Annotated in this window: 21 protein-coding genes and 1 pseudogene; 21 read left to right on the top strand and 1 reads right to left on the bottom strand. The window is 72.0% G+C overall.

The features are described from left to right. The 16 genes from ACVW00_RS19360 to ACVW00_RS19285 all read left to right on the top strand — a co-directional run bounded on the left by ACVW00_RS19360 (window position 1) and on the right by ACVW00_RS19285 (window position 17815). Window positions 1-1332 carry a CpaF family protein gene (locus ACVW00_RS19360; protein WP_457113145.1) on the top strand — a complete coding sequence of 444 codons (1332 nt, stop codon included), beginning with the start codon at window positions 1-3 and terminating at the stop codon, window positions 1330-1332. Beyond that, window positions 1332-2273, top strand: coding sequence for a type II secretion system F family protein (locus ACVW00_RS19355; protein ID WP_457113144.1), 942 nt, complete (start codon window positions 1332-1334; stop codon window positions 2271-2273). The genes ACVW00_RS19360 and ACVW00_RS19355 overlap by 1 nt, the downstream gene beginning before the upstream one ends. Further along, window positions 2270-3193, top strand: a complete 924-nt coding sequence (locus tag ACVW00_RS19350) for a type II secretion system F family protein (RefSeq protein WP_457112524.1) — start codon at window positions 2270-2272, stop codon at window positions 3191-3193. Before ACVW00_RS19355 ends, ACVW00_RS19350 begins: the two co-directional genes overlap by 4 nt. Window positions 3194-3244: 51 nt before the next feature. Continuing rightward, the gene (locus ACVW00_RS19345; protein WP_457112523.1) at window positions 3245-3469 is read left to right on the top strand and encodes a hypothetical protein; all 225 of its coding nucleotides are present in this window, start codon (window positions 3245-3247) and stop codon (window positions 3467-3469) included. 44 nt (window positions 3470-3513) lie between these two features. Continuing rightward, window positions 3514-3894 (top strand): TadE/TadG family type IV pilus assembly protein, encoded by a 381-nt coding sequence (locus tag ACVW00_RS19340; RefSeq protein ID WP_457112522.1) that lies wholly within the window; start codon window positions 3514-3516, stop codon window positions 3892-3894. Beyond that, on the top strand, window positions 3891-4316 hold the full coding sequence (locus ACVW00_RS19335; RefSeq protein WP_457112521.1) for a TadE/TadG family type IV pilus assembly protein: 426 nt from the start codon (window positions 3891-3893) through the stop codon (window positions 4314-4316). Before ACVW00_RS19340 ends, ACVW00_RS19335 begins: the two co-directional genes overlap by 4 nt. Continuing rightward, window positions 4313-4753 (top strand): pilus assembly protein TadG-related protein, encoded by a 441-nt coding sequence (locus tag ACVW00_RS19330; protein ID WP_457112520.1) that lies wholly within the window; start codon window positions 4313-4315, stop codon window positions 4751-4753. The genes ACVW00_RS19335 and ACVW00_RS19330 overlap by 4 nt, the downstream gene beginning before the upstream one ends. 258 nt (window positions 4754-5011) lie before the next feature. Beyond that, window positions 5012-5620, top strand: a complete 609-nt coding sequence (locus tag ACVW00_RS19325; RefSeq protein WP_457112519.1) for a hypothetical protein — start codon at window positions 5012-5014, stop codon at window positions 5618-5620. Further along, complete coding sequence (locus ACVW00_RS19320; RefSeq protein WP_457112518.1) at window positions 5617-6609, top strand: hypothetical protein; 993 nt, start codon at window positions 5617-5619, stop codon at window positions 6607-6609. Before ACVW00_RS19325 ends, ACVW00_RS19320 begins: the two co-directional genes overlap by 4 nt. Window positions 6610-6636: 27 nt before the next feature. After that, window positions 6637-9339: a LysM peptidoglycan-binding domain-containing protein gene (locus ACVW00_RS19315; protein ID WP_457112517.1), complete on the top strand. Its 2703-nt coding sequence runs from the start codon at window positions 6637-6639 to the stop codon at window positions 9337-9339. Between the two features lie 25 nt (window positions 9340-9364). Then, a complete protein-coding gene (locus ACVW00_RS19310) occupies window positions 9365-13951 on the top strand; it encodes an FtsK/SpoIIIE domain-containing protein (protein ID WP_457112516.1) in 4587 nt (1528 codons plus the stop codon). 163 nt (window positions 13952-14114) lie between these two features. Continuing rightward, on the top strand, window positions 14115-14390 hold the full coding sequence (locus ACVW00_RS19305) for a WXG100 family type VII secretion target (protein ID WP_457112515.1): 276 nt from the start codon (window positions 14115-14117) through the stop codon (window positions 14388-14390). Window positions 14391-14491: 101 nt separating this feature from the next. Further along, window positions 14492-15346, top strand: coding sequence for a hypothetical protein (locus ACVW00_RS19300; protein WP_457112514.1), 855 nt, complete (start codon window positions 14492-14494; stop codon window positions 15344-15346). Continuing rightward, entirely contained in the window at window positions 15343-16821 is a 1479-nt protein-coding gene (locus ACVW00_RS19295; RefSeq protein ID WP_457112513.1) for a hypothetical protein, read from the top strand. Before ACVW00_RS19300 ends, ACVW00_RS19295 begins: the two co-directional genes overlap by 4 nt. A gap of 8 nt (window positions 16822-16829) precedes the next feature. Further along, window positions 16830-17120 (top strand): hypothetical protein, encoded by a 291-nt coding sequence (locus ACVW00_RS19290; protein ID WP_457112512.1) that lies wholly within the window; start codon window positions 16830-16832, stop codon window positions 17118-17120. Beyond that, a complete protein-coding gene (locus tag ACVW00_RS19285; protein WP_457112511.1) occupies window positions 17117-17815 on the top strand; it encodes a hypothetical protein in 699 nt (232 codons plus the stop codon). The genes ACVW00_RS19290 and ACVW00_RS19285 overlap by 4 nt, the downstream gene beginning before the upstream one ends. Window positions 17816-17830: 15 nt before the next feature. On the opposite strand, the gene ACVW00_RS19280 is transcribed toward ACVW00_RS19285, so the two are convergent. Continuing rightward, window positions 17831-18379: a hypothetical protein gene (locus ACVW00_RS19280; RefSeq protein ID WP_457112510.1), complete on the bottom strand. Its 549-nt coding sequence runs from the start codon at window positions 18377-18379 to the stop codon at window positions 17831-17833. Between the two features lie 267 nt (window positions 18380-18646). On the opposite strand from ACVW00_RS19280, the gene dnaK reads away from it, so the two are divergent. The 5 genes and pseudogenes from dnaK (at window position 18647) to ACVW00_RS19255 (ending at window position 22744) form a co-directional block, all read left to right on the top strand. Then, window positions 18647-20497: a molecular chaperone DnaK gene (gene dnaK / locus ACVW00_RS19275; protein ID WP_457112509.1), complete on the top strand. Its 1851-nt coding sequence runs from the start codon at window positions 18647-18649 to the stop codon at window positions 20495-20497. Next, window positions 20494-20868 (top strand): annotated as a pseudogene (gene grpE / locus ACVW00_RS19270) (nucleotide exchange factor GrpE); the annotation flags it as partial. The gene dnaK and the pseudogene grpE, both read left to right, overlap by 4 nt. A gap of 106 nt (window positions 20869-20974) precedes the next feature. Further along, window positions 20975-21148 (top strand): hypothetical protein, encoded by a 174-nt coding sequence (locus ACVW00_RS19265; protein ID WP_457113143.1) that lies wholly within the window; start codon window positions 20975-20977, stop codon window positions 21146-21148. Between the two features lie 37 nt (window positions 21149-21185). After that, complete coding sequence (gene dnaJ / locus ACVW00_RS19260) at window positions 21186-22325, top strand: molecular chaperone DnaJ (RefSeq protein WP_457112508.1); 1140 nt, start codon at window positions 21186-21188, stop codon at window positions 22323-22325. Next, window positions 22325-22744, top strand: a complete 420-nt coding sequence (locus tag ACVW00_RS19255) for a heat shock protein transcriptional repressor HspR (RefSeq protein ID WP_457112507.1) — start codon at window positions 22325-22327, stop codon at window positions 22742-22744. The genes dnaJ and ACVW00_RS19255 overlap by 1 nt, the downstream gene beginning before the upstream one ends. The last annotated feature ends 71 nt before the right edge of the window (window positions 22745-22815 follow it).

Genomic DNA, 22815 nt, shown 5'->3' with positions numbered 1-22815 from the left:
ATGCGCGGACCGGCCACCGGTCTCGGCGCCGATCCGCAGCTCGTGCGGATGCTGCGCGCACAGGTGGCCGACCGGCTCAACCAGCAGCGTCGCAGCGACGAGGTGCTCGGCCGGGCCGCGATGTCGCCGGAGGACGAGCGCCAGTTCGCCCGCTCGTTGATCGTGCAGGTGCTCGAGGACCACGCCCGGGCCGAGATCACCCTCGGGCGCACGCCCCCGACGGCCGAGGAGGAGGAGGTCGTCGCGGCGGCGATCCACGCCGCGCTGTTCGGCGTCGGCCGGCTGCAGCCGCTCCTTCAGGACCCCGAGGTCGAGAACATCGACATCAACGGCTGCGACCGGGTCTTCGTCGGCTTCGCCGACGGCCACGAGGAGCTCGCCGACCCGGTCGCCGAGAGCGACGAGGAGCTCGTCGAGCTGATCCAGATCCTCGCGGCGAGCGTCGGCCTGGCGTCGCGGCCGTTCGACACGGCCAACCCGCAGCTCGACCTGCGGCTGCCCGACGGGTCGCGGCTGTCGGCCGTGATGTCGGTCTGCTCGCGGCCGAGCATCTCGATCCGTCGTGCGCGGCTCGGCAAGGTGGGCCTGGACGACCTCGTCGGCAACGGCACGATCACCCCGGAGCTGGCGTCGTTCCTGCGCGCCGCCGTGCGCGCCCGGAAGAACGTGATGATCGCGGGCTCGACCAACTCCGGGAAGACCACGCTGCTGCGGGCGCTGGCCAACGAGATCCCCCCGGTGGAGCGGCTGATCACGGTCGAGCGGGCGATGGAGCTCGGTCTCGACCACTTCGAGGACCTGCACCCGAACGTGGTGGCGTTCGAGGAGCGGCTGCCGAACTCCGAGGGTCTCGGCGGGGTGAGCATGGCCGAGCTCGTCCGCCGCTCGCTGCGGCAGAACCCCAGCCGGGTCATCGTCGGCGAGGTGCTCGGTGACGAGATCGTGACGATGCTCAACGCGATGAGCCAGGGCAACGACGGCTCCCTCTCCACGATTCACGCCAACTCCTCGATGGAGGTGTTCAACCGGATCGCGACGTACGCCCTCCAGGCCCAGGAGCACCTCCCCGTCGAGGCGACCCACATGCTGATCGCCGGGTCCATCAATTTCGTGGTGTTCATGCGCAAGCGCAACGACTACGACCAGGGCGGCCGGCTGACCCGGCTGGTCGAGAGCGTGCGCGAGGTCACCGGCGTCGACGGCCGGGTGCTCTCCAGCGAGGTGTTCGCCCTCGACCCCGCAGGCCGTGCCGTCGCCCACGCCCCGATCAGCTGCATCGACGACCTGCTCGCCCACGGCTACCAGCCCGAGACCATGTCGCGGTGGTCGTGATGTCCACCTCGCTGCTGATCGCGCTGGGCTGCGGAGCCGTCCTGGGCCTGGGCCTGTTCACGATCGTGCTCGCGTACGTCGGGCTGCCGCAACGGCCCGCCGGCACGCCGCGCAAGCAGCGGGCCTCCCTCCAGGAGCGCACCCGCCGGCTCGTCGTCGGCGTCGCCGCGGGGTCGATCGCCCTGCTCGGCACGAAGTGGGTCGTCGCCGGCATCAGCATCGGGCTGCTGGTCGCCTACTGGGACCGCATCGCGGGCAGCTCGACGGTCGAGAAGCGGGCGATCGCGCGGCTCGACGCCCTGGCCAGCTGGACCGAGTCGCTGCGCGACACGATCGCCGGCGCGATCGGCCTGGAGCAGGCCATCCCGGCGACCGCGGTCAACGCCGGTGCGCCGATCCGCCCGTCGCTCAACCTGCTGGTCGACCGGCTCCGGATCCGCGAGCCGCTGCCCGACGCCCTGCGTGCGTTCGCCGACGACCTGGACGACCCGAGCGCCGACATCATCTGCGCCTCGCTGCTCCTCAACGCGCGCCTGCGCGGCCCGGGCCTGCGCGACGTCCTGAGCGCACTGGCCGTCTCGACGCGCGAGGAGCTCGACATGAGGCGGCGGATCGAGGCGAGCCGCAAGAGCATCCGCCGCAGCGTCCGGATCGTGCTGCTGATCGTGCTCGGCATGATGGGCATGCTCAGCCTGCTGAACCGTCCCTACGTCGAGCCGTACAACTCGGTGGCCGGCCAGGTCGTCCTGGTCGTGATCGCGGCGCTGTTCTCCGCGGGCCTGCTCTGGCTGCGCAGCCTGTCGGCCCCGTCGAAGACCGACCGGTTCCTGGTCTTCGGCGCCCACGGCGACCGGCAGGCGGTCCGGGCGCCGGTCGAGGCCGAGCAGCAGGGCCGGCCGCCGCTCCAGCCACAGTCCCCGATCAGGGCGGCGGCCCGATGATCGGCGCGCTGCTCTTCGGCGCCGTCACCGGCGTCGGCCTGTACGCACTCGTGCGGGTGTTCCTCCGGCCGAAGCCGGGCGTGGCCCAGACGCTGTCCCGGATCAGCCGCGGGCAGCGCTCGATGACCACCCACACGATCACCCCGTACGAGTCCGGTGGCGTGCTCGACCGCCGCGCCCGCTCGGCCTTCGCCACGTTGTCCGACCGGCTCGAGGTGCTCGCCGCCGACCGCGGCTGGGAGCTCGGCCAGCAGCGTGCCGACCTCGCCCTGATGGGCCGCACCCGGGGCACCCATCTGGCGACGAAGGTGGCCATCGGGTTCGGGCTGTTCCTGCTGGCGCCCTTCGTCTGGACGATGATGACCGTCGCGGGCGCACCGTTGCCGGCCGCGATCCCGGCGGTCGCGGCCGTGGCCTTCGCGGCCTTCGGCTTCTTCCTGCCGGACCTGGCACTGCGCTCGGAGGCCAACGCGCGCCGTCGCGACTTCCGCCGCAGCGTCGGGGTCTTCCTCGACCTCGTCGCGATGAACCTGGCCGGCGGTCGCGGTCTGCCCGAGGCGCTGCTGGCCGCCGCCAGCGTCGGTGACCACTGGTCGATGGTGAGGATCCGCCAGGCGCTCGCCAACGCGCGGCTCTACGGCACCACGCCGTGGGCGGCACTCGGCGAGCTCGGCCACGACATCAACGTCGAGGAGCTCAAGGAGCTGTCCGGCGCGCTCGTGCTCGCTGCCGACGACGGCGCCAAGATCCGCTCCTCTCTGTCTGCCCGCGCCGCCACCCTTCGCCGCCGTGAGCTCACCCAGGCCGAGGGCGAGGAGGGCGAGAAGTCGCAGTCGATGCTGGTCGCCCAGATGCTGATCAGCACCGCGTTCCTGCTGTTCCTGGCCTACCCGGCCGTGTCCAAGCTCCTCGCCGCCTGAGGACGGGCGGCACCGACGTGCACAACCCCACCGAGAAGGAGACCCGAAGACATGATCAGCCTGGCAGTCATCCTGCTGCAGGACGCGCACGCCCGCTTCCGCCGGATCCGGCAGAGCGAGGACGGCGCCTCCGTCATCGAATGGGCGATGATCGCCGCGATCGTCGTGGTGGCGGCATCGGTCATCGGCGTCGTGGTGATGAAGATCGTCACCAACAAGAGCGCCCAGCTCGACGACTGCGCCTCCAAGCCGGCCGGCAGCGCCTGCGGTCCCTGATCCGCCCACCCGTTCTCTCGTCGCGCGAGCGCGACGAGAGCGGGGTGAGCGCGGTGGAGTTCGCGTTCATCGCGCCGGCGCTGATCTTCCTGATCTTCTTCTCGATCCAGGGCGCGCTGTTCTTCTACGGCCGCAGCGTCGCGATCCAGTCGGCGAGGGAAGGCGTGTCCCAGCTGCGCCTCGCGCAGGACGAGGCGACCTACCACGACATCAGCGCAGGGGTGAAGTCCAACACCGAGCAGTTCGCCACCTCCGTCGGGCGCGAGGCGCTGATCGACCCGTTGGCGACACCGTCGTACGACCCGGATCTCGGCCGGGTGCGGATGACGGTGCAGGGCCGGGTGATCTCGCTGATCCCGTGGCTCGACCTCGAGGTGACCGAGGAGGCCGAGGGGCCCGTCGAGCGGTTCGAGAGCGCGCCATGACGACGGTCGACCGCCGGCGTACGGAGTCCGGCTCGCTCGCCATCGAGCTGGCGATGCTCGCTCCGAGCATCCTGCTGATCTTCGCGCTGATCTTCGTCTACGGCCGCGCCGCGCAGGTCAACGGCACCCTGGAGTCCGGCACCCGCGACGCAGCCCGCACCGTCACCCTGGCGCGCTCGTACGACGAGGCGCTGAAGCGTGCCAACGCGGTCATGCGCGACGCGCTGAAGGATGCTCCCCAGTCCTGCCGGGACAGCTACCACCTGCACATCGTCCCTCCCTACGAGGCGGGTCTTCCGGTGACGGTCGACGCCGACTGCACCTACGACATCTCCGACCTCGGGCTGCCCGGTGCGCCGGGCCACATCACGGCGAAGTCCTCGTTCACCTCGATGCTCGACCCGTACCGGGGGATCGAGTGAGGCGCGACGAGCGCGGGTCGATCGCGCCCGCCGTACCGGTCATCGGACTGGTCCTGCTGCTGCTCGGCGGGCTGGGCATCGACGGATCCCGCCAGCTGAACGCCCGCGGCGAGGCGGTCGCCTTCGCCGAGGAGGCCGCCCGAGCCGGTGCCCAGGGCATCGACGTCGCCGCGAGCGAGCTGACGCTGGATCCCCGGCTCGTCGAGGAGCGGGTCGACACCTACTGCGCCCGCGTGAAGCAGCTCGGCCAGGCCGAGTGCCACTTCGTGCGGATCGAGAAGGTCTCGGACGCCGATCCGCGACTGCTGGTCGTCGTGACCGAGGCCAGCCTCAGCATCAAGCCGTCGCTGCTCGGCATCGTCCACCCGCAGGACCTGCCGGCGAAGGCCACCGCCCGAGCGCGACCCTACGAGGGCATCACCCAGGCGGAGAAGTGACGCGTCCCTCGACTGCTGAGGCGCACGGGCCCGACTTGACCCGTTCACCCCGGGCTGATGGGCTGTCCCTGCACGAAACCGCTCCGACCGGCGTCACGGACGCCGGTGCGGCTCGTTGCACATGCGTCACGGGCAGCGCATTCTCGGGAAGGTAGGGGCGTGTTTCACGATCTCGGCGGACGGGTAGACCTCTCGCGCAAGCCTGTGCGCGCTCGGCGTGCGGGCTCGTCCGCTGCCGTCGAGCTCCAGGAACACCACGTGACCGCGTCCCCCTCCCAGCGCCGTACTTCGACGCTGGCTGCCGTGCTGGCCGCGGTCGCGCTGACCGTCTCGGCGTGCGGCGGCGGTGACACGCCGGCCTCCGACAAGCCGACGGGGTCCACGTCCACAAGTGCGTCGCCGACGCCGACCACGACGCCGACCCCGTCTCCCACGGAGGCGCCGTTGTCGGCGTTCGAGGACAGGCCGCCGGTGCAGGCGCTGCGCAGCTGGGCGGACGCCGCCGTGCGCGACGTGAACGCCCGCAAGCACGACTTCCCGACGGCCCGCCGGTTCCAGGTCGACACCGACAAGGTGCGCAGCGACGTCGCCTTCAGCTGGCAGCAGGACTTCGACAAGTACTTCCCCGGCCCGTTGCCCTTCACGCCGGTCGCGGTATCGGGGTCCAAGCGCCAGGCCCGCGTCACGACCTGTGTCCTCGGTGCGGGCTTCTCCCTGAAGAAGCCGGGCGGGAAGGTCGCCGAGAAGCGTCAGGTGCTCCCGGTGGTGTTCACGATGGCCAAGCAGCACGGCACCTGGCTGCTCGCCGGCATCGTCGGCGGCGACGCCGACTGCAGTGGGGTCACGATCAAGGAGGTTCGGTGGTGACGCGGAGAACGACTGCCGGCCTGGTCGCAGGCCTGCTCACGAGTGTCGTCCTGATCCTGGTGGTCGGCGTGCTGGCCATCGCCGGTCGGACCGCCGGAGGCGGTCTCACCGGTCCCGGCATGGCGGGGTTCACCACGACGCCGACCCCCACGCAGACGACGCAGCCGGACCCGGACAACGGCGGGCCGAAGTACGGCACGGTGCACAACTGCGCGATCGTCTCCTCGTCGTCCTACCTGGGCATGTCCTGCGCCGGGTCGAGCAGCAGCGGTCACACGATCAAGCAGATCCTCGGATCCTCCGACGTCCCCGGCTGCTGGGACGAGGCCCTCACCGATGACGAGCTGGCCGCGATGAACGTGGCCAACAAGCCGGGTCCCGACGGCTGGACCTACTACTGGGAGAAGTGCCTCTCCGGCATCGACCCGAAGACCAAGCAGCTCGAGCCCGGGGGCATCAAGATCACGATCGGGCTGGTCAGCATCGACCACGGTGACCCGATCAAGACCCTCGACGCCAACCAGCAGCAGCTCATCGACGGCTATGCCGACCGGGGCAACATTCCGGTTCCGGTGGCGGGCGTCTCGCCCGCCGACCACGCGCGGGTCGGTGGCGACGTGTCGTTCTTCGACGGCACCCCGGGCTTCAAGCAGGTGTCGTTCGGCTCCGTGGTCCTGCGTGCCCGCATCGTCTCCATCGACATCGAGCCCCTGGGGCCGGGACGGTTGCCGAAGATCAGCTGCCCCGACACCGGCCTGGTGGCCGGGTCCGGCGACACGCCGCAGAGCAAGCCGGGCGGGTGTTGGTACCGCTACCTCCGCTCCTCCGCCGGGCAGCCGCAGGACGAGTACCCGGTGCAGATCACCGCGCACTGGACCGTCGACAGCTCGGCCGACGGCGGTGCCACCTTCACGGTGTTCAACACGTTCACGAAGTCGGCCATCACTCGGGTCCCCGTCAAAGAGGTCCAGGCCCTCGTCGTCCAGTAGCACACGCTTCGAGCAGGGGGAGACACCATGCCCACCACCAAGACACCGCCTCGACCGACCGTCGTGAAGCTGCCCAGCCGTGGCGCCGCGACCCAGCACCGCGTGGCGAAGGGTGTTGCGGCCCTCCTCGGCGCGCTCGTCCTGCTGGTCGGCGTACCGGTCGCCCTCGTGATGCTGGTCGGCAACCCGCTGCCCACGACCAGCCCGTCGCGCGACTGGCTCACCGCCGAGGTCACCGCCGAGCTGGTCATCGACGTGCTCGCGGTGCTGGTCTGGATCGTCTGGGTCCACTTCCTCGTCTGCTTCCTCACCGAGTGGCGGGCCGTCCGGGCCGGCCGGATGCCCGACCGGGTGGTTCTCGGCGGCGGCTCGCAGGTGCTCGCACGCCAGCTGGTCGCCGGCGTCCTGCTGCTGGCCGGCGGCGCCGCCCTGGCGAGCGGCATCTCCCAGGCGTACGCCGACCAGCCGGCGCCCGCGGCGAGCACCGTCCGCGTCGACGACGGCGCGTCCCAGCGTTCTGCGCAGCCGGCTGCCGTGCACCACGACGCTGACGCCGATCACGCGGGGCGCACCGGGCACGCTGCCCACCGCCAGCTGAAGCTGACGACGGTCAAGGTCCCGGAGGGCCGCCACCACGACACGCTCTGGGGCATCTCCGAGCGCACCCTGGGCGACCCGCTGCGCTACAGGGAGATCTACGAGCTCAACAAGGAGCGCGTCCAGCCCGACGGCTCGAGGCTCACCGATGCCGACCTGATCCGGCCCGGCTGGCAGCTGATCCTGCCCGCCGACGCCCACGGACCCGACGTACGTGTCCTGGCCACGACCCCCGGGTCGGTGCCCGGCGGAGACCGGGCCGGCGCGCGCGCCGCCGGCACGCACGCCGCGTCCGCAGACACCGCCCAGCACCTGGGCGAGCAGGACGCCGGCAGGTCCGGAGCGCTCGGCGACCTCCTCCTCGGCGGCGGTCTCGTGCTCGCCGGAGTGGTCACCGCGCTCACCGCGAAGCGCGGCCCGTTCGGCACACCCGGCGACGACGAGGGAGCGCTGCGGCTCGCGGCCAACGCGGGCCGGGCGTCGTTCCTCGACCGCGCGCTGCGCGTCCTCGCCGAAGGCCGGGTCGCGCAGGCACAGCCGATGCCGGACCTGTCGGTCGTCTACCTCGACGACGAGCAGGTGATCGCCCACGTCGTCGGCGACGTGACGGCCCCCGCGCTGCCGTGGCGTGCGGCATTCGACGGCAAGTCCTGGACGGTGCGGGCAGAGGAGCTCGCCGGTCTGGCCTCGACGGCGCCGTCGCCCTACCCGGCGCTGGTCAACATCGCCTCCTCGCACGGCTTCGACGTCCTGATCGACCTCGAGTACGCCTCCGGCCTGATCGCGATCGGCGGTGACCCGGCCGTCGGTCGCGAGGTAGTGATGTCGTCGGTCGTCGACCTGGCGACGCACCCGTGGTCGGACAACGTCGAGGTCACCATGGTCGGCTTCGGCGACGACATCTCCCAGATCGCCCCCGACCGGGTCCGGTCGGTCGCCGACCTCGACGAGGCCCTGGGCCGGGTCGAGCAGCAGGTCGGCCGGGCCTCGGACCTGCTCGCCCGCCTGGGCGTGAGCGGTGTGCTCTCCGGCCGTGGCACCGCCCGGCACCCCGAACTCACCCCGCGGGTCCTGGTGACCTCTGCGGCCCCGACCGCCGAGCAGACCCAGCGGATCCGCGCCATCTCGGCCGGTGGCCGGACGGCGTTCGCCGCGGTGTGCGTCGGCGATGCTCCCGGTGCCCGCTGGCGCTTCGCCGTCGACCGCTCGGGGCAGATCGACCTCGGCGTCCTCGGGATCAGCGGCGACGCCCGGCGCTACACGCTCGACGGTCATGCCCAGGTCCGCGCGCTGCTCGAGCAGGCATCCGCCGAAGCGCTCGAGCGCGCCCTCGTGGTCCGCGAGGCGGCACCGGCGAGCCTCACCGCCGAGAAGGTCGGCCCGGCACCGGCCGCCGGCCGTGACGCCGCGGTCGTCGTCTCGGTGCTCGGGCCGCTCACCGTCACCGCACCCGGCCCGGTCGCCGACGAGCGCCGTTCGCTCCTCACCGAGCTGGTCACGATGGCCGCGCTCCACCCCTCCGGGCTGCACGAGGCAGTCCTCGAGTCCGGCCTGTGGCCTCGTGGCGTGAGCCGCGACGTCGTCGACCGCACGATCGCCGAGGCGCAGGCCTGGCTGGGCACCGACGCCACTGGCAGCCCACGGCTCTCGCGCAGCGACGACGGCCTGTGGCAGCTCGGCGGCGACGTCTACGTCGACTGGGCGGATCTCCAGGGCGCCGCGCTGGTCCAGGGTCCCGGTCAGGCCGCCGCGTTCGCCCGCGGGCTCGCCCTCGCGCGAGGTGAGGTCTTCGGCGGCACGCCGGCGGGCCGCTACACCTGGCTGGGCTTCCACCGCGCGGCTCGCGACACCCGCGCCCTGGTGGCCAGCATGACCGCTCGCGCGTCGGCGCAGCTCGCCGCGGCGGGAGACCGCGGGGCTGCAGACGCAGCGCTGCGCCACGGCCTGAGCATGGTCCCCGCTGCCGAGATGCTCTGGCGCGACCTGATCAGGCTCCACGCCGGCAACCCCGTCGTGGTCGGCGACGTCGTGAGCGAGATGCGGCGCGCGTTGCCCGGCCACCGCTACGAGGGCGAGACCGAGGCGCTGGTGGCGACGGTGGCGCCGGCACACGCCGCCGAGAGCAGCTCGTAGCGACCGTGGAGCGAGAGCCGCGTCCGTGCGCCTGCTGATCACTGCCGTCGTCGGCGGCAGCCCCGTCGACCTCGCGGTCGACGCGGAGGACGACGCCCGGGTCGGCGACCTCGCGGGCGTGCTGGCCGACGCGTTCCCCGGGGCCGCGCGCCAACCGGTGTCCTCGGGCCCACCCGAGCTGCGGGTGGTCGGCAGCGACGCCAGGCGCTCCGGTCCGGCGCCCGCGCTGTACGTCGGCGACCGGCCGCTCGACGCCACCCAGCCACTGGCCTCCAGCGAGGTCCGCCACGGCGTCGTCCTGGGTGTCGGCGCACCGGCGCCCGGCTCGCTCGCGGAGCCCCGTGGCCTGGCCGAGGTGCGCTACGTGAGCGGCCCGGGCGCCGGGACCGTGATCCGTCTCGACGCCGGTGAGTACACCATCGGCGCGGGTCCGCTGTGCGACGTACGCATCGCCGACGCGGAGCTCCCCGAGCACGCGATCACCCTCACGGTCCACGTCGACGGCAGCGTGTGGCTCGATCCGGCCGCCGAGGTCGTCGGCAGGGCGCGGTCCGCACCGGTGCGGAGCCGGCGGCTGGAGGGTCCGATCGTGCTCGGCACCGAGAAGCGGCAGCTCGTCCGGAAGCCGCGGCCCGGCGAGTCGCTGCCGGACGGCACCATCACCGTGGATCCGGCGGCCGACATCCCGCTCGTCCACCTCGAGCGCAACGCGCTGTCCGGGCACACCGAGTGGACGCCGGGGACGAGCCTGGCGGTGGGCCACACGCTGCTGGCCGTGCAGCCGGTCAGCCCGCCCGACGCCTCGCTGTCGAAGAACCCGTCGGGGGCGACCCTGGACTTCAACCGGCCGCCGCGCCTGCTGCCGCCCGTGCGCCGCACCCAGTTCTCCCTGCCGCAGGAGCCGCGCCGGCCGGAGAAGACGCCGGTCCCGCTGCTGATGATGTTCGTGCCGCTGCTCATGGGCGGCGTGATGTGGATGTTCACCAAGAACGCCCTGTCGCTGATCTTCATGGGGATGACCCCGATCATGGCCCTGGGCAACTTCACGACCGGCCGCCGCCAGGCCAAGCAGCGCTACACGCGCGAGTTCGCCGAGTTCGCCGAGCGCACCAGCCGCATCCAGCAGGAGGCGCTCGAGGGCCTCACCGAGGAGCGGACCTTCCGGCGGCGCGACTTCGCCGACCCCGCCGAGGTCCTGATGACCGCGGTCGGTCCTCGCGCCCGGCTGTGGGAGCGCCGGCAGACCGATCCCGACTTCCTGGTCGCACGCGTGGGCACGGCCGACCTCCCCTCCGAGGTGCACGTCAACAACCCGCAGCGGGAGTCACACCAGGGCGCGTTGGTGTGGACCGCGCCGGACGTGCCGGTCACCGTGGACCTCGCGGCCGTCGGCGTCACGGGCATCTCCGGTCCCGCCGACGAGCGCCGTGGCCTCGCGCGCTGGATCCTCGGCCAGACCGCCGTGCTGCACACCCCGGCCGACGTCGACATGGTGCTGCTGACCGACGCGGGGTCCGCGCCCGACTGGAACTGGGTGCGCTGGCTGCCGCACGTGCGCTCCGACCTCGGCGACTCCGAGCTCGCCCACGTCGGCGTCGACGAGGAGTCCACCGCGCGTCGGATCGCCGAGCTGCACGCGATGATGCAGCAGCGGCGGGCCGCCGCGGACGACGCCGCGTCGATGGGCGGAGCCGGTGCCGGCCCGATGGCGCCGGTGCTGGTGGTGCTCGACGGTGCCAGACGACTGCGGCTGCTGCCCGGCGTACCCGAGCTCCTGCAGTCTGGACCGCGGGTGCGGATGTACTTCCTCTGCCTCGACGCCGACGACCGGCTCCTCCCGGAGGAGTGCCGGGCGGTGCTCAACGCCGTGCAGGGCGACTACGCCGTGCGGGTCACCGGTGAGCCGGTCGTCGAGGGCGTCCGGCCCGACGTGGTCGGCACCGCCTGGTCGGAGATGGTCGCACGCGCGCTCGCGCCGGTCCGCGACGTGAGCGACGTCGCGGCCGGCGGCTCGGTGCCGACGTCGTCACGGCTGCTCGACGTGATCGACCTCGACCCTCCGACCGCCGACAGCGTGCTCGCGCGGTGGCGGTCGGTGGGGCGTACGACGGAGGCGGTGATCGGCGAGGGTGCCGACGGCCCGTTCGCCGTCGACCTGCGCCGCGACGGCCCGCACGGCCTGGTCGCCGGCACCACCGGCTCCGGCAAGTCCGAGCTGCTGCAGACCGTGATCGCGTCGCTCGCGATCGACAACCGGCCCGACGAGATGAACTTCGTGCTGGTCGACTACAAGGGCGGCGCGGCGTTCAAGGACTGCAACAACCTGCCGCACACCGTCGGCATGGTCACCGACCTCGACGGCCACCTGACCACCCGGGCCCTCGAGAGCCTCGGCGCCGAGCTGCACCGTCGCGAGCACCAGCTCGCCGGGGCCGACGCGAAGGACATCGAGGACTACCTGGCGGCGAAGTCACCCGACGACCCGCCGATGCCGCGCCTGCTGATCGTGATCGACGAGTTCGCGGCGCTGGTGGCCGAGCTGCCCGACTTCGTGACGGGGCTGGTCGACATCGCCCGCCGTGGCCGGTCGCTCGGCGTGCACCTGATCCTGGCCACGCAGCGGCCCGCCGGCGTGGTGAGCGCCGAGATCAAGTCCAACACCAACCTGCGGATCGCCCTCCGGGTCACCGACGCCGGCGACTCCCAGGACGTCATCGAGTCGCCGGACGCGGCCCAGATCGCGAAGTCGACACCCGGCCGCGGCTATGCCCGGCTCGGGCACTCGAGCCTGGTCACGTTCCAGTCCTCACGCGTCGGCGGCAGGCCGCGCGGCGCGGACGCGGCCGCCGAGATCAACCTCCGTCCGGTGCAGTTCGAGGCGCTCGGGACGCCCCAGGCGACCGTCGCCGAGGCCGAGGAGGACATCTCGGTGCCGACCGACCTCGCGGCGGTGGTCGCCGCCGCCCGGCAGGCGAGCAGCGAGTCGGGGATCGTCGCGCCGCCGAGCCCGTGGCTGCCCGCGATGGCCGGCCGGATCACCCTCGACGAGCTCGTCGGCGACTTCCCGGCAGCCGTCCCGAGCGCGGAGAACCCGGTGATCCCGTTCGGCCTGGTCGACGTACCGTCCGAGCAGCGCCGCGACGTCGCCACCTTCGACGTCGCTCGTGGCGGTCACCTCGGTATTGTCTCCGCCCCGCGCGCAGGGCGGTCGACCGTGCTGCGCGCGATCGCGGGCGCGATCGGCCGGTTCACCAGCCCGGCCGACGTCCACCTGTACGGCGTCGACTGCGGCAACAACGCGCTGCTTCCCCTGGTCGGCCTGCCGCACGTCGGGGCCGTGGTGACCCGTGACCAGACCGACCGGATGGACCGCCTGGTCGCCCGGTTGCGCCAGACCATCTCCGAGCGCCAGCAGCAGCTGGCCATCGGCGGCTTCGCCGACGTCACCGAGCAGCGCGCGCACGTCGCGCCCGCCGACCGGCTGCCCTACCTGGTGGTGCTCTTCGACCGCTGGGAGGGCTTCTTCCAGGTGTACGACGGCCTCGACGGTGGCCGCCTGGTCACCGGCTGGCAGCAGATCATGCAGGAGGGGGCGGCGGTCGGCATCAAGGTCGTGATGACCGGCGACCGCACACTGACCATCGGGCGGATGTCCACCCTCTTCGACGACAAGCTGATGCTGCGGATGGTGGATCCCTCGGACTTCGGCACGATCGGGATGACCTCCAAGCAGGTGCCGACCTCGATGCCCGAGGGCCGCGGCTTCCGGGCCGACGGCCTGCGCGAGACCCAGGTCGTGCTGCTGGCGGAGGACCCCGCGGGGACCGCCCAGGTCGCCGCGCTGCAGGCGATCGGCCGGGCCGCGTCGGCCGAGCACCCGGACGTCCCGCGCGATCTCCGGCCGTTCCGGCTGGACGTGCTGCCGGTCCGGATCGGGATCGACCAGGCCTCCGAGCTCCTCGACGCGCCCCTGGGACCGACCTCTCTGGCTCTCGCGGTGGGCGGCGACAACCTGGCCGTGCGCACCCTGGATGCCCTCGAGCACGGACCGGCGCTGCTCGTGACCGGGTCCCGCCGCTCGGGGAGGTCGACCGTCCTCCGCACGATGGCGACGTACGCACTCGGCACCGGATGGCAGGTGCTCTTGGTGACGCCGCGGATCAGCCCGCTGCGCGACCTGGCCGGCCGCGCGGGTGTCCACGGGCCGCTCGACGCGACCAGTGACGAGACCGAGGTGAAGGCGCTGGTCGACCGGCTGCTCGCCGACGACGCGCCCGTCCTCGCGCTGGTCGACGATGTCGAGCTGGTCGGTGCCGACGGCTGGCTGGCGACCCTGCTCGCCGAGCTCGTCGACCGGATGCGCGACACGGGCTCGGTGCTCGCTGCCGCCGGCACCCCCGCCGAGATGGGGGGCCTCTACCGGGGACCGGTCGTCGCCCTCAAGCGGTCCGGCTCCGGCCTGATGCTCTCGCCGCAGGGCTCCACCGACCCGGACATGTTCGGCGTCTCCATGGCGCGATCGCTGCTCGGCCAGTCACTCCCCCCGGGAGGCGGCTACCTGATGCGCGCGGGCCTCCCGCCGGAGCGGGTCCAGGTCATCTGGCCCGACTGACGGCCGCGCGCAGGAGCATGCCCGGAAGTCTTTTCCGAGATCCTTGCGCCGGTGTGTTTCGTGGCAGAACCAGGGGGGTAGAACGCTTGCACTGGCTCGAGACGAAGTACCCGCCCAGGGTGCCGGGGCCGATCAGGAAACCAAACTCGGAGAGGAAATCACCATGGCTGAAGTTGGTGGCGATCTCGAGACCCTGCGCAACCTGCACAAGGGCCTCGACGACCACGCTCAGAAGGCACTGGACTTCAAGACCGCGCTCGACGGCCACGTGAACCAGGCCGTCTGGAAGGGCGCCAACGCGGACAAGTTCCGGTCCGCGTGGGAGGAGTTCAAGCCGCACTTCGACAAGCTGCACACCGCGCTCAGCGAGGGACGCGACGACGTCCGCACGCAGCACAACAACATCGCTGCCGCGACGGGCGAGTCCGCCTCCATCTGAGCGGACCGGGGACTCGGAAGGACCAGGCGCCGCCGGTGTCTGGTCCTTCTCCGTCCTGAGTCCGCCCAGCCCATCCGCGAACGACGCCGATCAGGAGCACCATGCCCACGCTGGACACGCTGCGCCGCCGGATCAGCATCAGCGAGCAACAGCTCGAGGTGCTCCGGCTGGTCTCCAACGGAGAGATCGCCGATCTCCCCGAGGCGACCATGCCGCTGATCGACGCCGGCCTGATCGCCGGTGACGGCACGGTCCACCCGCTGGTGGCCGACCTGGCCGAGGCGATGAGCCGGCCGCTCCTGGAGCTCTGGATCGAGACGATGAGCCAGCAGGGGCCGACGGTCAGCCACGTCGTGGTCCGCGGCGACGAGGACCTCTGGTACACCGACCCCTGGCCCGGTGCGGCTGACGGCGACGAGGTCGTATTCGTCAAGGACGAGCTGCCCCAGCTGCTCTGGATCGTGGCCCGGCTGGTCGGCTTCCGGCGCAGCACCCCGCCGCATGCGGCCCGGCCGGTGACCGCACGGCTCGGCACCGTGGCCTCGCTCCTCGCCGCCTTCTCGGCCGAGGCCGGCGGCGAGTGGGACGACGTGCGCACGGTCGCGATCGCCAAGCTCGACGACCTCTTCGGATCGCTGTCACCCGAGCAGCGCGAGATGTGGATCGGGGTGCTCGCGACCCTCGCCGGCACCTGGCGGGTCACGTGCGCCTGGGGACCCGAGACGCGGCACTCCCGCGGACTGGCGGTCTGGGACTGCGGGTCCGGCGGCTTCTGGGTGCGTACGACGCCCGCGGAGCCGCTGCTCCCCGAGCACATCACTCCGGACGGCGAGGCGACCTTCGTGCCGACCAGCGGTGGCGACCTCTGGAAGGCGTTCGCCGAGCTGCTGCCGTCGAAGGCGGAGCTCACCGAGGCCGCCGAGCTGATCGGCCGGACCGGCGGTGATGCCGGGTGACCAAAGCGGTCTTCGTGGACAAGCACGTCCTCACCGCCACCGCCGACGCTCTGACCAGGCTCGCGGCGGACCTGCCCGGCCTGCTCAGCGCCGCCGACGGGCTCGACGTGGGCGGCGAGGTCGCGCAGCTGCGCGCGGCTCCCACGTGGGCGTCCGAGACCGCCGTCGACCTGCGCGCGCGGGTCGGACTCGTCGAGCGCCTCGAGCACGGCGACACCCACTTCAAGGCGTTCACCGTCTCTCCCGAGGAGCTCCGGCAGATGGCCGGGGGCTCGATGGCCGTCGACGAGCAGCTCTACACGCTCGAGGCCGCCCAGATCGCCAAGCGCAAGGGCGAGCACGGCATCCTCGACTGGGACGGAGCCCAGAACTTCTCGGACTGGATCGAGAAGGTCGAGGCGCGCGCGCTCGCGCACCTGCCGCTGCTCAACGACAAGGGCGAGCTCATCGAGAAGGGCATCCACGCCTTCGACGAGTACCAGGACCTCCTCAAGACCGCCGGGATGACCGGCGTGGCCGTGACGGCCCTGGGCAAGACCCAGGCCTACAGCCTGCTGTTCAAGGTGACCAGCCGCTGGGGCGACCTCGGGGTCGACGCGCTGCGAGCCCGCGGCATGCTGCAGCAGGCCGACTGGCTGCGCCGCGGCATCTCCGCGGTCGACAGCATGTACCTCTCCGGCAAGCGCACCCTGTACGCCCCGGGCACCGCACTGCCGTGGCTGAAGGCCCAGGCAGTGAAGTACATCCTGAAGTCCCAGACGTTCGACGACGCCCTGGCGGCGGCCCGCACGGCGACCAACGTGCGCGGTGAGGCATCGGTCGGCGCCCGGATCCTGAACACCCCGTTCATCCGCGACAACATGGACCGGCTGGTCACGATCGCCAAGTCCGACGGCGCCGGGCGGATCGCGAACATCACCGGCAACGTCTTCGGCCGGCCGTGGACGACGACGGTGCTCAACGAGGCCGGTGTCGCCGAGACGGTGGTGGTCGGCCGCAACGCCACCAACCTGCTGCGGGTGGCCGGCGCCGACGGCGTGCTGACGAGCATGAAGGTGGCCGGCGGGCTGCGCGTCCTCGGTGTCGCCGGCAGTGCGTTCGCCACCGTCGACAGCGGCATCGGGCTCTACAACTCGATCTCCTCCGGCGAGCTCGCCAGGAACTGGTCCGAGGGCGGCACCCAGGGCAAGGCCAAGGTGATCGGCGACATCGCCGAGGTCGGCTTCAACGCCTCGCTGACCGCGGCGATGGTGGCCCCCAACCCTGTCACCTGGGGTGCGGTGGCGGTCACCGGCGTCGTGTACGGCGGTGCGCGGCTCGTCGAGCACTGGGACGACGTCACGGACGCCGTCGGCGACGCCGCCGACTGGACCGGTGACAAGATCGGCGACGCCGCGGACGCCGTCGGCGACACGATCGGCGACGGCGTCGACGCGATCAAGAAGTCCCCGATCAACCCCGGCAACTGGTTCTAGGAGATCAGGTGGCGACATCCGAGGAGCTCTTCGAGAAGGCCCGGCTGCTCCGCGCGCTCGCGCAGGACATCGAGACGTCGTGCGATGCGGCGAACACCGCCGCCCAGGGGTCGACCTGGGACTGTGACAACGCCACCGAGGTGCGGGGTGCGATCAGCGGGTTCAAGGGCGCAGCGGGCCGGGCCGCGCAGGGCATCCGGGAGCGCGCGAGCACGATCTCGCAGCAGGCGCACGACAAGCAGGCCGACGAGCTTGCCGCCGCCAAGGCGCCCGGTGGCCACGAGCCCGGCTATCGATGACCGGCGGAGCTGACTGGCTCGAGCCGCTCGGAGGGCCCGGGGGGATCGAGGTGCAGGAGCTGCTGCACCCGGACGCCTGGGCGCGCTACTTCGCGGCCGATCCCGGGGTCGAGCTCGCGCTCGCGACGCTCACGCTCCACGGGACTCGGCTGGAGGTCGTCGCCACCCGGGTGCACCGCTCACTGCGTGCCGGTGACGACGTGCTCGTCGACCTCGACCTGAGCGGCGACGCCGATCCTTCGGGCGGCTACCGGAGGCCGCTGTCGCTGCGAGGGACCGCCGGAAGCGTCGAGCTGCAGACCGACCCGTCGCGGCCCTCGCTGCTGCGAGGAGCGCTGCGCTACCTGCGGGTGGTCGTGGGCGAGCAGACCTGGGTGTGGCACTTCGAGGGCGGGCGGGCCGCGGGTGAGCGCCTGGTGCTCTCCCCTGGTGCGCAGCCAGGCGACGGTCCGGCGCTGGTGACGACCAGTCCGGCGGCGCACGGCAGGTCGCTGGGCAACCCGACCGGTGGCGCCACCGCGGACACGCACGTGACGAGCTGGGAGCCCGTCGCGACCGCGCTCGAGGTCGCCCTGGTCGAGCTGCTCGTGGTGTCGCGGCTGGACGGCCTCGTGGACTACCGACCCGCGCGGGTCGCCGAGGGGGTCAGCGAGCTCCTGGAAGTCGCGCCGAGACCCGACGCGAACACGGAGTGAGGCCGCGCGACCCGGTCAGGCGGTTGCGTCGAGGGCGGTGAGGAGACCGAGCAGCAGGCCTCGGCGGTCCCTCGTGGGCACGCTGACACGACGGTTGCCGAGCCCGTCGTCGCGGAGCTCGAGGGTGACCAGGTCGTCGCCCAGCGTGGTGCCGTAGGCGCCGCCGAGCAGCCGCCCACGACCGCGGTCGACCTGACGCTCGCCCGGCAGCTGCAGCGTCGTCGCCGAGGTGCCGAGCCGTTGCGCGAGGCTCGGGTCGGCCCGCTGCGCGAGCATCCGTACCCACTGCGGCTCGATCTGGGCCACGGGCACCCGGTCGCGACCGACCCGGAGCGTCTCGCGGGTCAGCGTCACGGCGCCGTAGCGGTTGATCGACCAGAGGGTGAGCAGCCAGATCAGCAGGATCGGGCTGAACCCCCCGATCGCGGCGACCACGGTGATGCCGCGGAAGTCCGGGAGGTCCTTGACCACCATGACGGCGGTGAAGGCGAGAAGCAGGGCGAAGGGGATCGCCCAGCCGCGACGGGACACCGGCTTGCGCGCGTAGATCACCTCGTCGGACACGGTGACGAGGCTACCCAGCCGGCGCGCCCCGGAATCCTCGGGCCGGGAGATTCCTGCCGCGAACGGAAATAGCCGGACGCGGGCCATAGTTGTGCCTGACGCGAGAAGTTGAGTTGAATCGACTCAACTTGTTTGCCAGACTCGGTAGCGACGCGCAGGATGGCCACGAGCACGGAACACCCGCTGCAACAGGCCTGACGCCGTCTCCCCGAGACCCGCAGTCAACACCGCCCGGCGCCCGCCGGGCCCAGATGGAGGTAACCCAACATGGCACGAGCGGTCGGCATCGACCTCGGCACGACGAACTCCGTCGTGGCCGTCCTCGAAGGTGGCGAGCCCACCGTCATCGCGAACGCCGAAGGTGCGCGTACGACGCCGTCCGTCGTCGCCTTCGCGAAGTCCGGCGAGGTCCTCGTCGGCGAGGTCGCCAAGCGTCAGGCGGTCACGAACATCGACCGCACCATCCGCTCGGTGAAGCGCCACATGGGCACCGACTGGAAGACCAAGATCGACGACAAGGACTTCACCCCGCAGCAGATCAGCGCGTTCGTGCTGCAGAAGCTCAAGCGCGACGCGGAGGCCTACCTCGGCGAGCCGGTCACCGACGCGGTCATCACCGTGCCGGCGTACTTCTCCGACGCGCAGCGCCAGGCCACCAAGGAGGCGGGCGAGATCGCCGGCCTCAACGTGAGCCGGATCGTCAACGAGCCGACCGCGGCGGCACTCGCCTACGGCCTGGACAAGGGTGACGACCAGACCATCCTCGTCTTCGACCTCGGTGGCGGCACGTTCGACGTGTCCCTGCTCGAGATCGGCGAGGGCGTGGTCGAGGTGAAGGCGACCAGCGGCGACAACCACCTCGGTGGTGACGACTGGGACCAGCGGGTCGTCGAGTGGATGGTCAAGAAGTTCAAGGACAACAACGGCGTCGACCTGAGCAAGGACAAGATCGCGCTGCAGCGCCTCCAGGAGGCCGCGGAGAAGGCGAAGATCGAGCTGTCCAGCTCCAGCGAGACGACGATCCACCTGCCCTACATCACCCACGGTGAGTCCGGCCCGCTGCACTTCGAGGAGAAGCTGACCCGCGCGGAGTTCCAGAAGATGACCGCCGACCTGCTCGACCGCACCAAGGAGCCGTTCAAGCAGGTGCTCAAGGACGGTGGCGTGGCGGTGGCCAACATCGACCACGTCGTGCTGGTCGGCGGATCGACCCGGATGCCGGCCGTGACCGACCTGGTCAAGGAGCTGCTCGGTGGCAAGGAGCCGAACAAGGGCGTCAACCCCGACGAGGTCGTCGCCGTCGGCGCCGCGCTCCAGGCCGGTGTCCTCAAGGGCGAGGTCAAGGACGTCCTGCTGCTCGACGTCACGCCGCTCAGCCTCGGCATCGAGACCAAGGGCGGGGTGATGACGAACCTCATCGAGCGCAACACCACGATCCCGACCAAGCGCTCGGAGATCTTCACCACCGCCGACGACAACCAGCCGTCGGTGGAGATCAAGGTCGCCCAGGGCGAGCGCCAGATGTGGGCGCAGAACCAGCCGCTGGGCAACTTCGAGCTGACCGGCCTCCCGCCGGCACCCCGTGGCGTGCCGAAGATCGAGGTCACCTTCGACATCGACGCCAACGGCATCGTGCACGTGTCCGCGAAGGACCAGGGCACCGGCAAGGAGCAGTCGATGACGATCTCCGGCGGCAGCGCGCTGTCGAAGGACGACATCGACCGGATGGTCAAGGACGCCGAGAAGTACGCCGAGGAGGACGCCCGGCGTCGCGAGACCGTCGAGACCCGCAACCAGGCCGACAGCCTCGTCTACAGCACGGAGAAGTTCGTCTCCGAGAACGACGAGAAGCTGCCCGACGACGTGAAGACCGAGGTCCGCGCCGACGTCGACGCGCTGAAGAAGCTGCTCGAGGACCAGGACGTCGACAAGGACACCCTGGCCGCGGCGGTCACGAAGCTCGGGGAGTCCAGCCAGAAGATGGGTGCCGCGCTGTACGCCGCCAACGAGGCGGAGGGCAGTGCTGCGGCGGGTTCCGCGGCGAGCGAGGAGGCGGCCGACGACGACGTCGTCGACGCCGAGATCGTCGACGAGCCGGGCGAGGACGACGCCAAGTGACCCAGGAGTTCCCGGACGTCGAGTCGCCCCAGGGGCCGCAGGAGACTGCTGCCCCTGGGGGCGGCGCGCCGGCCGCAGCGGGCGGACTGTCCAGCGACGCCTCGACGGAGTCGACCACCGGCGACGCGGCCTCGACCGACGGGCCGGAAGGCACCGAGGCCGAGGAGGACGAGCTGACCCGGGCGAGGCGCGAGCTGGCTGAGCGCACCGGTGACCTCCAGCGGCTGCAGGCGGAGTTCCTCAACTACAAGCGGCGGGTCGAGCGCGACCGCGACCTGGTCCGTGAGAACGCCGTCTTCGCCGTGCTGAGCCCGATGCTCGACGTGCTCGACAGCATCGACCGCGCCCGCGACGCCGGCGAGCTGGAGGGCGGCTTCAAGGGTGTCGCCGACCAGCTCGAGCGGATCGTCACCGGGCTGGGCCTGACCAAGTACGGCAAAGCCCGGCGACCCGTTCGACCCGACGCACCACGAGGCGCTGTCCCACGTCGGCACCGACCCGGACGTCGACGTGGTGACCTGCAAGCACATCGCGAAGTCCGGCTACCGCATCGGCGACCGGGTGGTGCGGGCCGCACAGGTCCTGGTCGTCGACCCGGAGCCGCTCGATGCCCCCCGGGACGACGCCGACGCGCCGCCGGCGGGGGACTGAGGACGACCGGCTCGATCAGAGAGGAAGGGGGTGACCCGTGGCCAACAACGCTGACTGGGCGAACAAGGACTTCTACCAGGTCCTGGGTGTCGACAAGGACGCCGATGCGGCGACCATCAAGAAGGCCTACCGCAAGCTGGCGCGGGCCAACCACCCCGACTCCAAGCCGGGCGACAAGGCGGCCGAGGAGCGCTTCAAGCAGATCGCCGAGGCCTACGACGTCGTCGGCGACGCGGAGAAGCGCAAGGAGTACGACCAGATGCGCTCGATGTTCGCCGGTGGGTTCCCCGCGGGCGGCAGCGGGTTCAGCACCGGCGGCTTCGGCGGCTCGACGGCCGGCTTCGACATCTCCGACCTGTTCGGCGGCCTCTTCGGAGGCGGCGGCACCGGAGCGGGCCGCCCGGGAGCGCGACGGGCAGCACGGGGCGCCGACCTGGAGACCGAGGCGACCATCGAGTTCACCGATGCCGTCGACGGCACGACCGTCGGGCTCCGGCTCGCCTCGGACTCCACCTGCGAGACGTGCCACGGCACCGGCGGCAAGCCGGGCACGACGCCGCACGTCTGCCCCACCTGCGACGGCGCCGGCATGGTGGTCAGCTCCGTCGGTGGCGCCTTCTCGATGAACGAGACCTGTCCCACCTGCCACGGCCGCCAGCTGATCTACGACGAGGCCTGCCCGACGTGCCACGGCTCGGGCCGCGGCCGGTCGAGCCGCACCCTTCAGGTGCGCATCCCGGCCGGGGTGAAGGACGGCCAGCGGATCCGGCTCAAGGGCAAGGGTGCGCCCGGCGACAACGGCGGCCCGGCGGGCGACCTCTTCGTCACCGTGCACGTCCGCAGGCACTCGGTGTTCGGCCGCAAGGGCGACCACCTGACGCTGACGGTCCCGGTGACCTTCGACGAGGCGGCGCTCGGCGCCGAGATCAAGGTGCCGACCCTCGGCGGTGCGCCCGTCACCCTGCGGATCCCGGCCGGCACTCCGAACGGCCGGGTCTTCCGGGTGCGCGGCCGCGGTGCGTCCCGCAAGGACGGCAGTCGCGGTGACCTCCTGGTCACCGTCGAGGTGGAGGTCCCGGCGCAGCTCGACGACGCAGCACGCGCGGCCGTCACGGCGTACCGGGAGGCGACCGCGGGACGCGACCCGCGGGCCGCGCTGTTCGAGAGGAGCACCTGATGCCTCGCCACACCCCGCGCAGCAGCCTGGGCAACCCGGGACCGGCGACGCCGGTCTACGTGATCAGCGTGGCGGCCGAGCTGACCGGCCTGCACCCGCAGACGCTCCGGCAGTACGACCGCGCCGGCCTGGTCTCGCCGGGCCGCACCGGTGGTGGCGGCCGGCGCTACTCGCTCGACGACATCGAGCTGCTGCGCTTCGTGGCCGAGCTGACCGCTGCCGGGATCGGGCTCGAGGGAGTGCGTCGCATCCTCGAACTGGAGAACCAGGTCGCCGCCCTGCGCGCGCGCAACTCCGAGCTGGGCGCGCAGGTGCGTGAGCTGCGCGCCGCCCTCGACGCGGCGGCCTCGGCGCTCGCCGAGCGCCGCCCGAACCTCCCGGTGCTGCGACCGCGCGGAAGCATCCATCCGTTCGGCTGATCTGCGGCGCCGCCCACCAGACCGCCGCCCAGTGACCCTCGGTGCGCCCAGCCGTTAGTGTCAGCGACGAC

This window comes from Marmoricola sp. URHA0025 HA25 (genome assembly GCF_054059435.1).
Note: the sequence above shows the minus strand (reverse complement) of the source record. Positions and strands in the feature narration are given on the sequence as shown.

Coding starts and splice junctions, on each gene's coding strand:
- ACVW00_RS19360 (WP_457113145.1), top strand. CDS start 1: ATGCGCGGACCGGCCACCGGTCTCGGCGCCGATCCGCAGCTCGTGCGG.
- ACVW00_RS19355 (WP_457113144.1), top strand. CDS start 1,332: ATGTCCACCTCGCTGCTGATCGCGCTGGGCTGCGGAGCCGTCCTGGGC.
- ACVW00_RS19350 (WP_457112524.1), top strand. CDS start 2,270: ATGATCGGCGCGCTGCTCTTCGGCGCCGTCACCGGCGTCGGCCTGTAC.
- ACVW00_RS19345 (WP_457112523.1), top strand. CDS start 3,245: ATGATCAGCCTGGCAGTCATCCTGCTGCAGGACGCGCACGCCCGCTTC.
- ACVW00_RS19335 (WP_457112521.1), top strand. CDS start 3,891: ATGACGACGGTCGACCGCCGGCGTACGGAGTCCGGCTCGCTCGCCATC.
- ACVW00_RS19315 (WP_457112517.1), top strand. CDS start 6,637: ATGCCCACCACCAAGACACCGCCTCGACCGACCGTCGTGAAGCTGCCC.
- ACVW00_RS19305 (WP_457112515.1), top strand. CDS start 14,115: ATGGCTGAAGTTGGTGGCGATCTCGAGACCCTGCGCAACCTGCACAAG.
- ACVW00_RS19300 (WP_457112514.1), top strand. CDS start 14,492: ATGCCCACGCTGGACACGCTGCGCCGCCGGATCAGCATCAGCGAGCAA.
- ACVW00_RS19285 (WP_457112511.1), top strand. CDS start 17,117: ATGACCGGCGGAGCTGACTGGCTCGAGCCGCTCGGAGGGCCCGGGGGG.
- dnaK (WP_457112509.1), top strand. CDS start 18,647: ATGGCACGAGCGGTCGGCATCGACCTCGGCACGACGAACTCCGTCGTG.
- ACVW00_RS19255 (WP_457112507.1), top strand. CDS start 22,325: ATGCCTCGCCACACCCCGCGCAGCAGCCTGGGCAACCCGGGACCGGCG.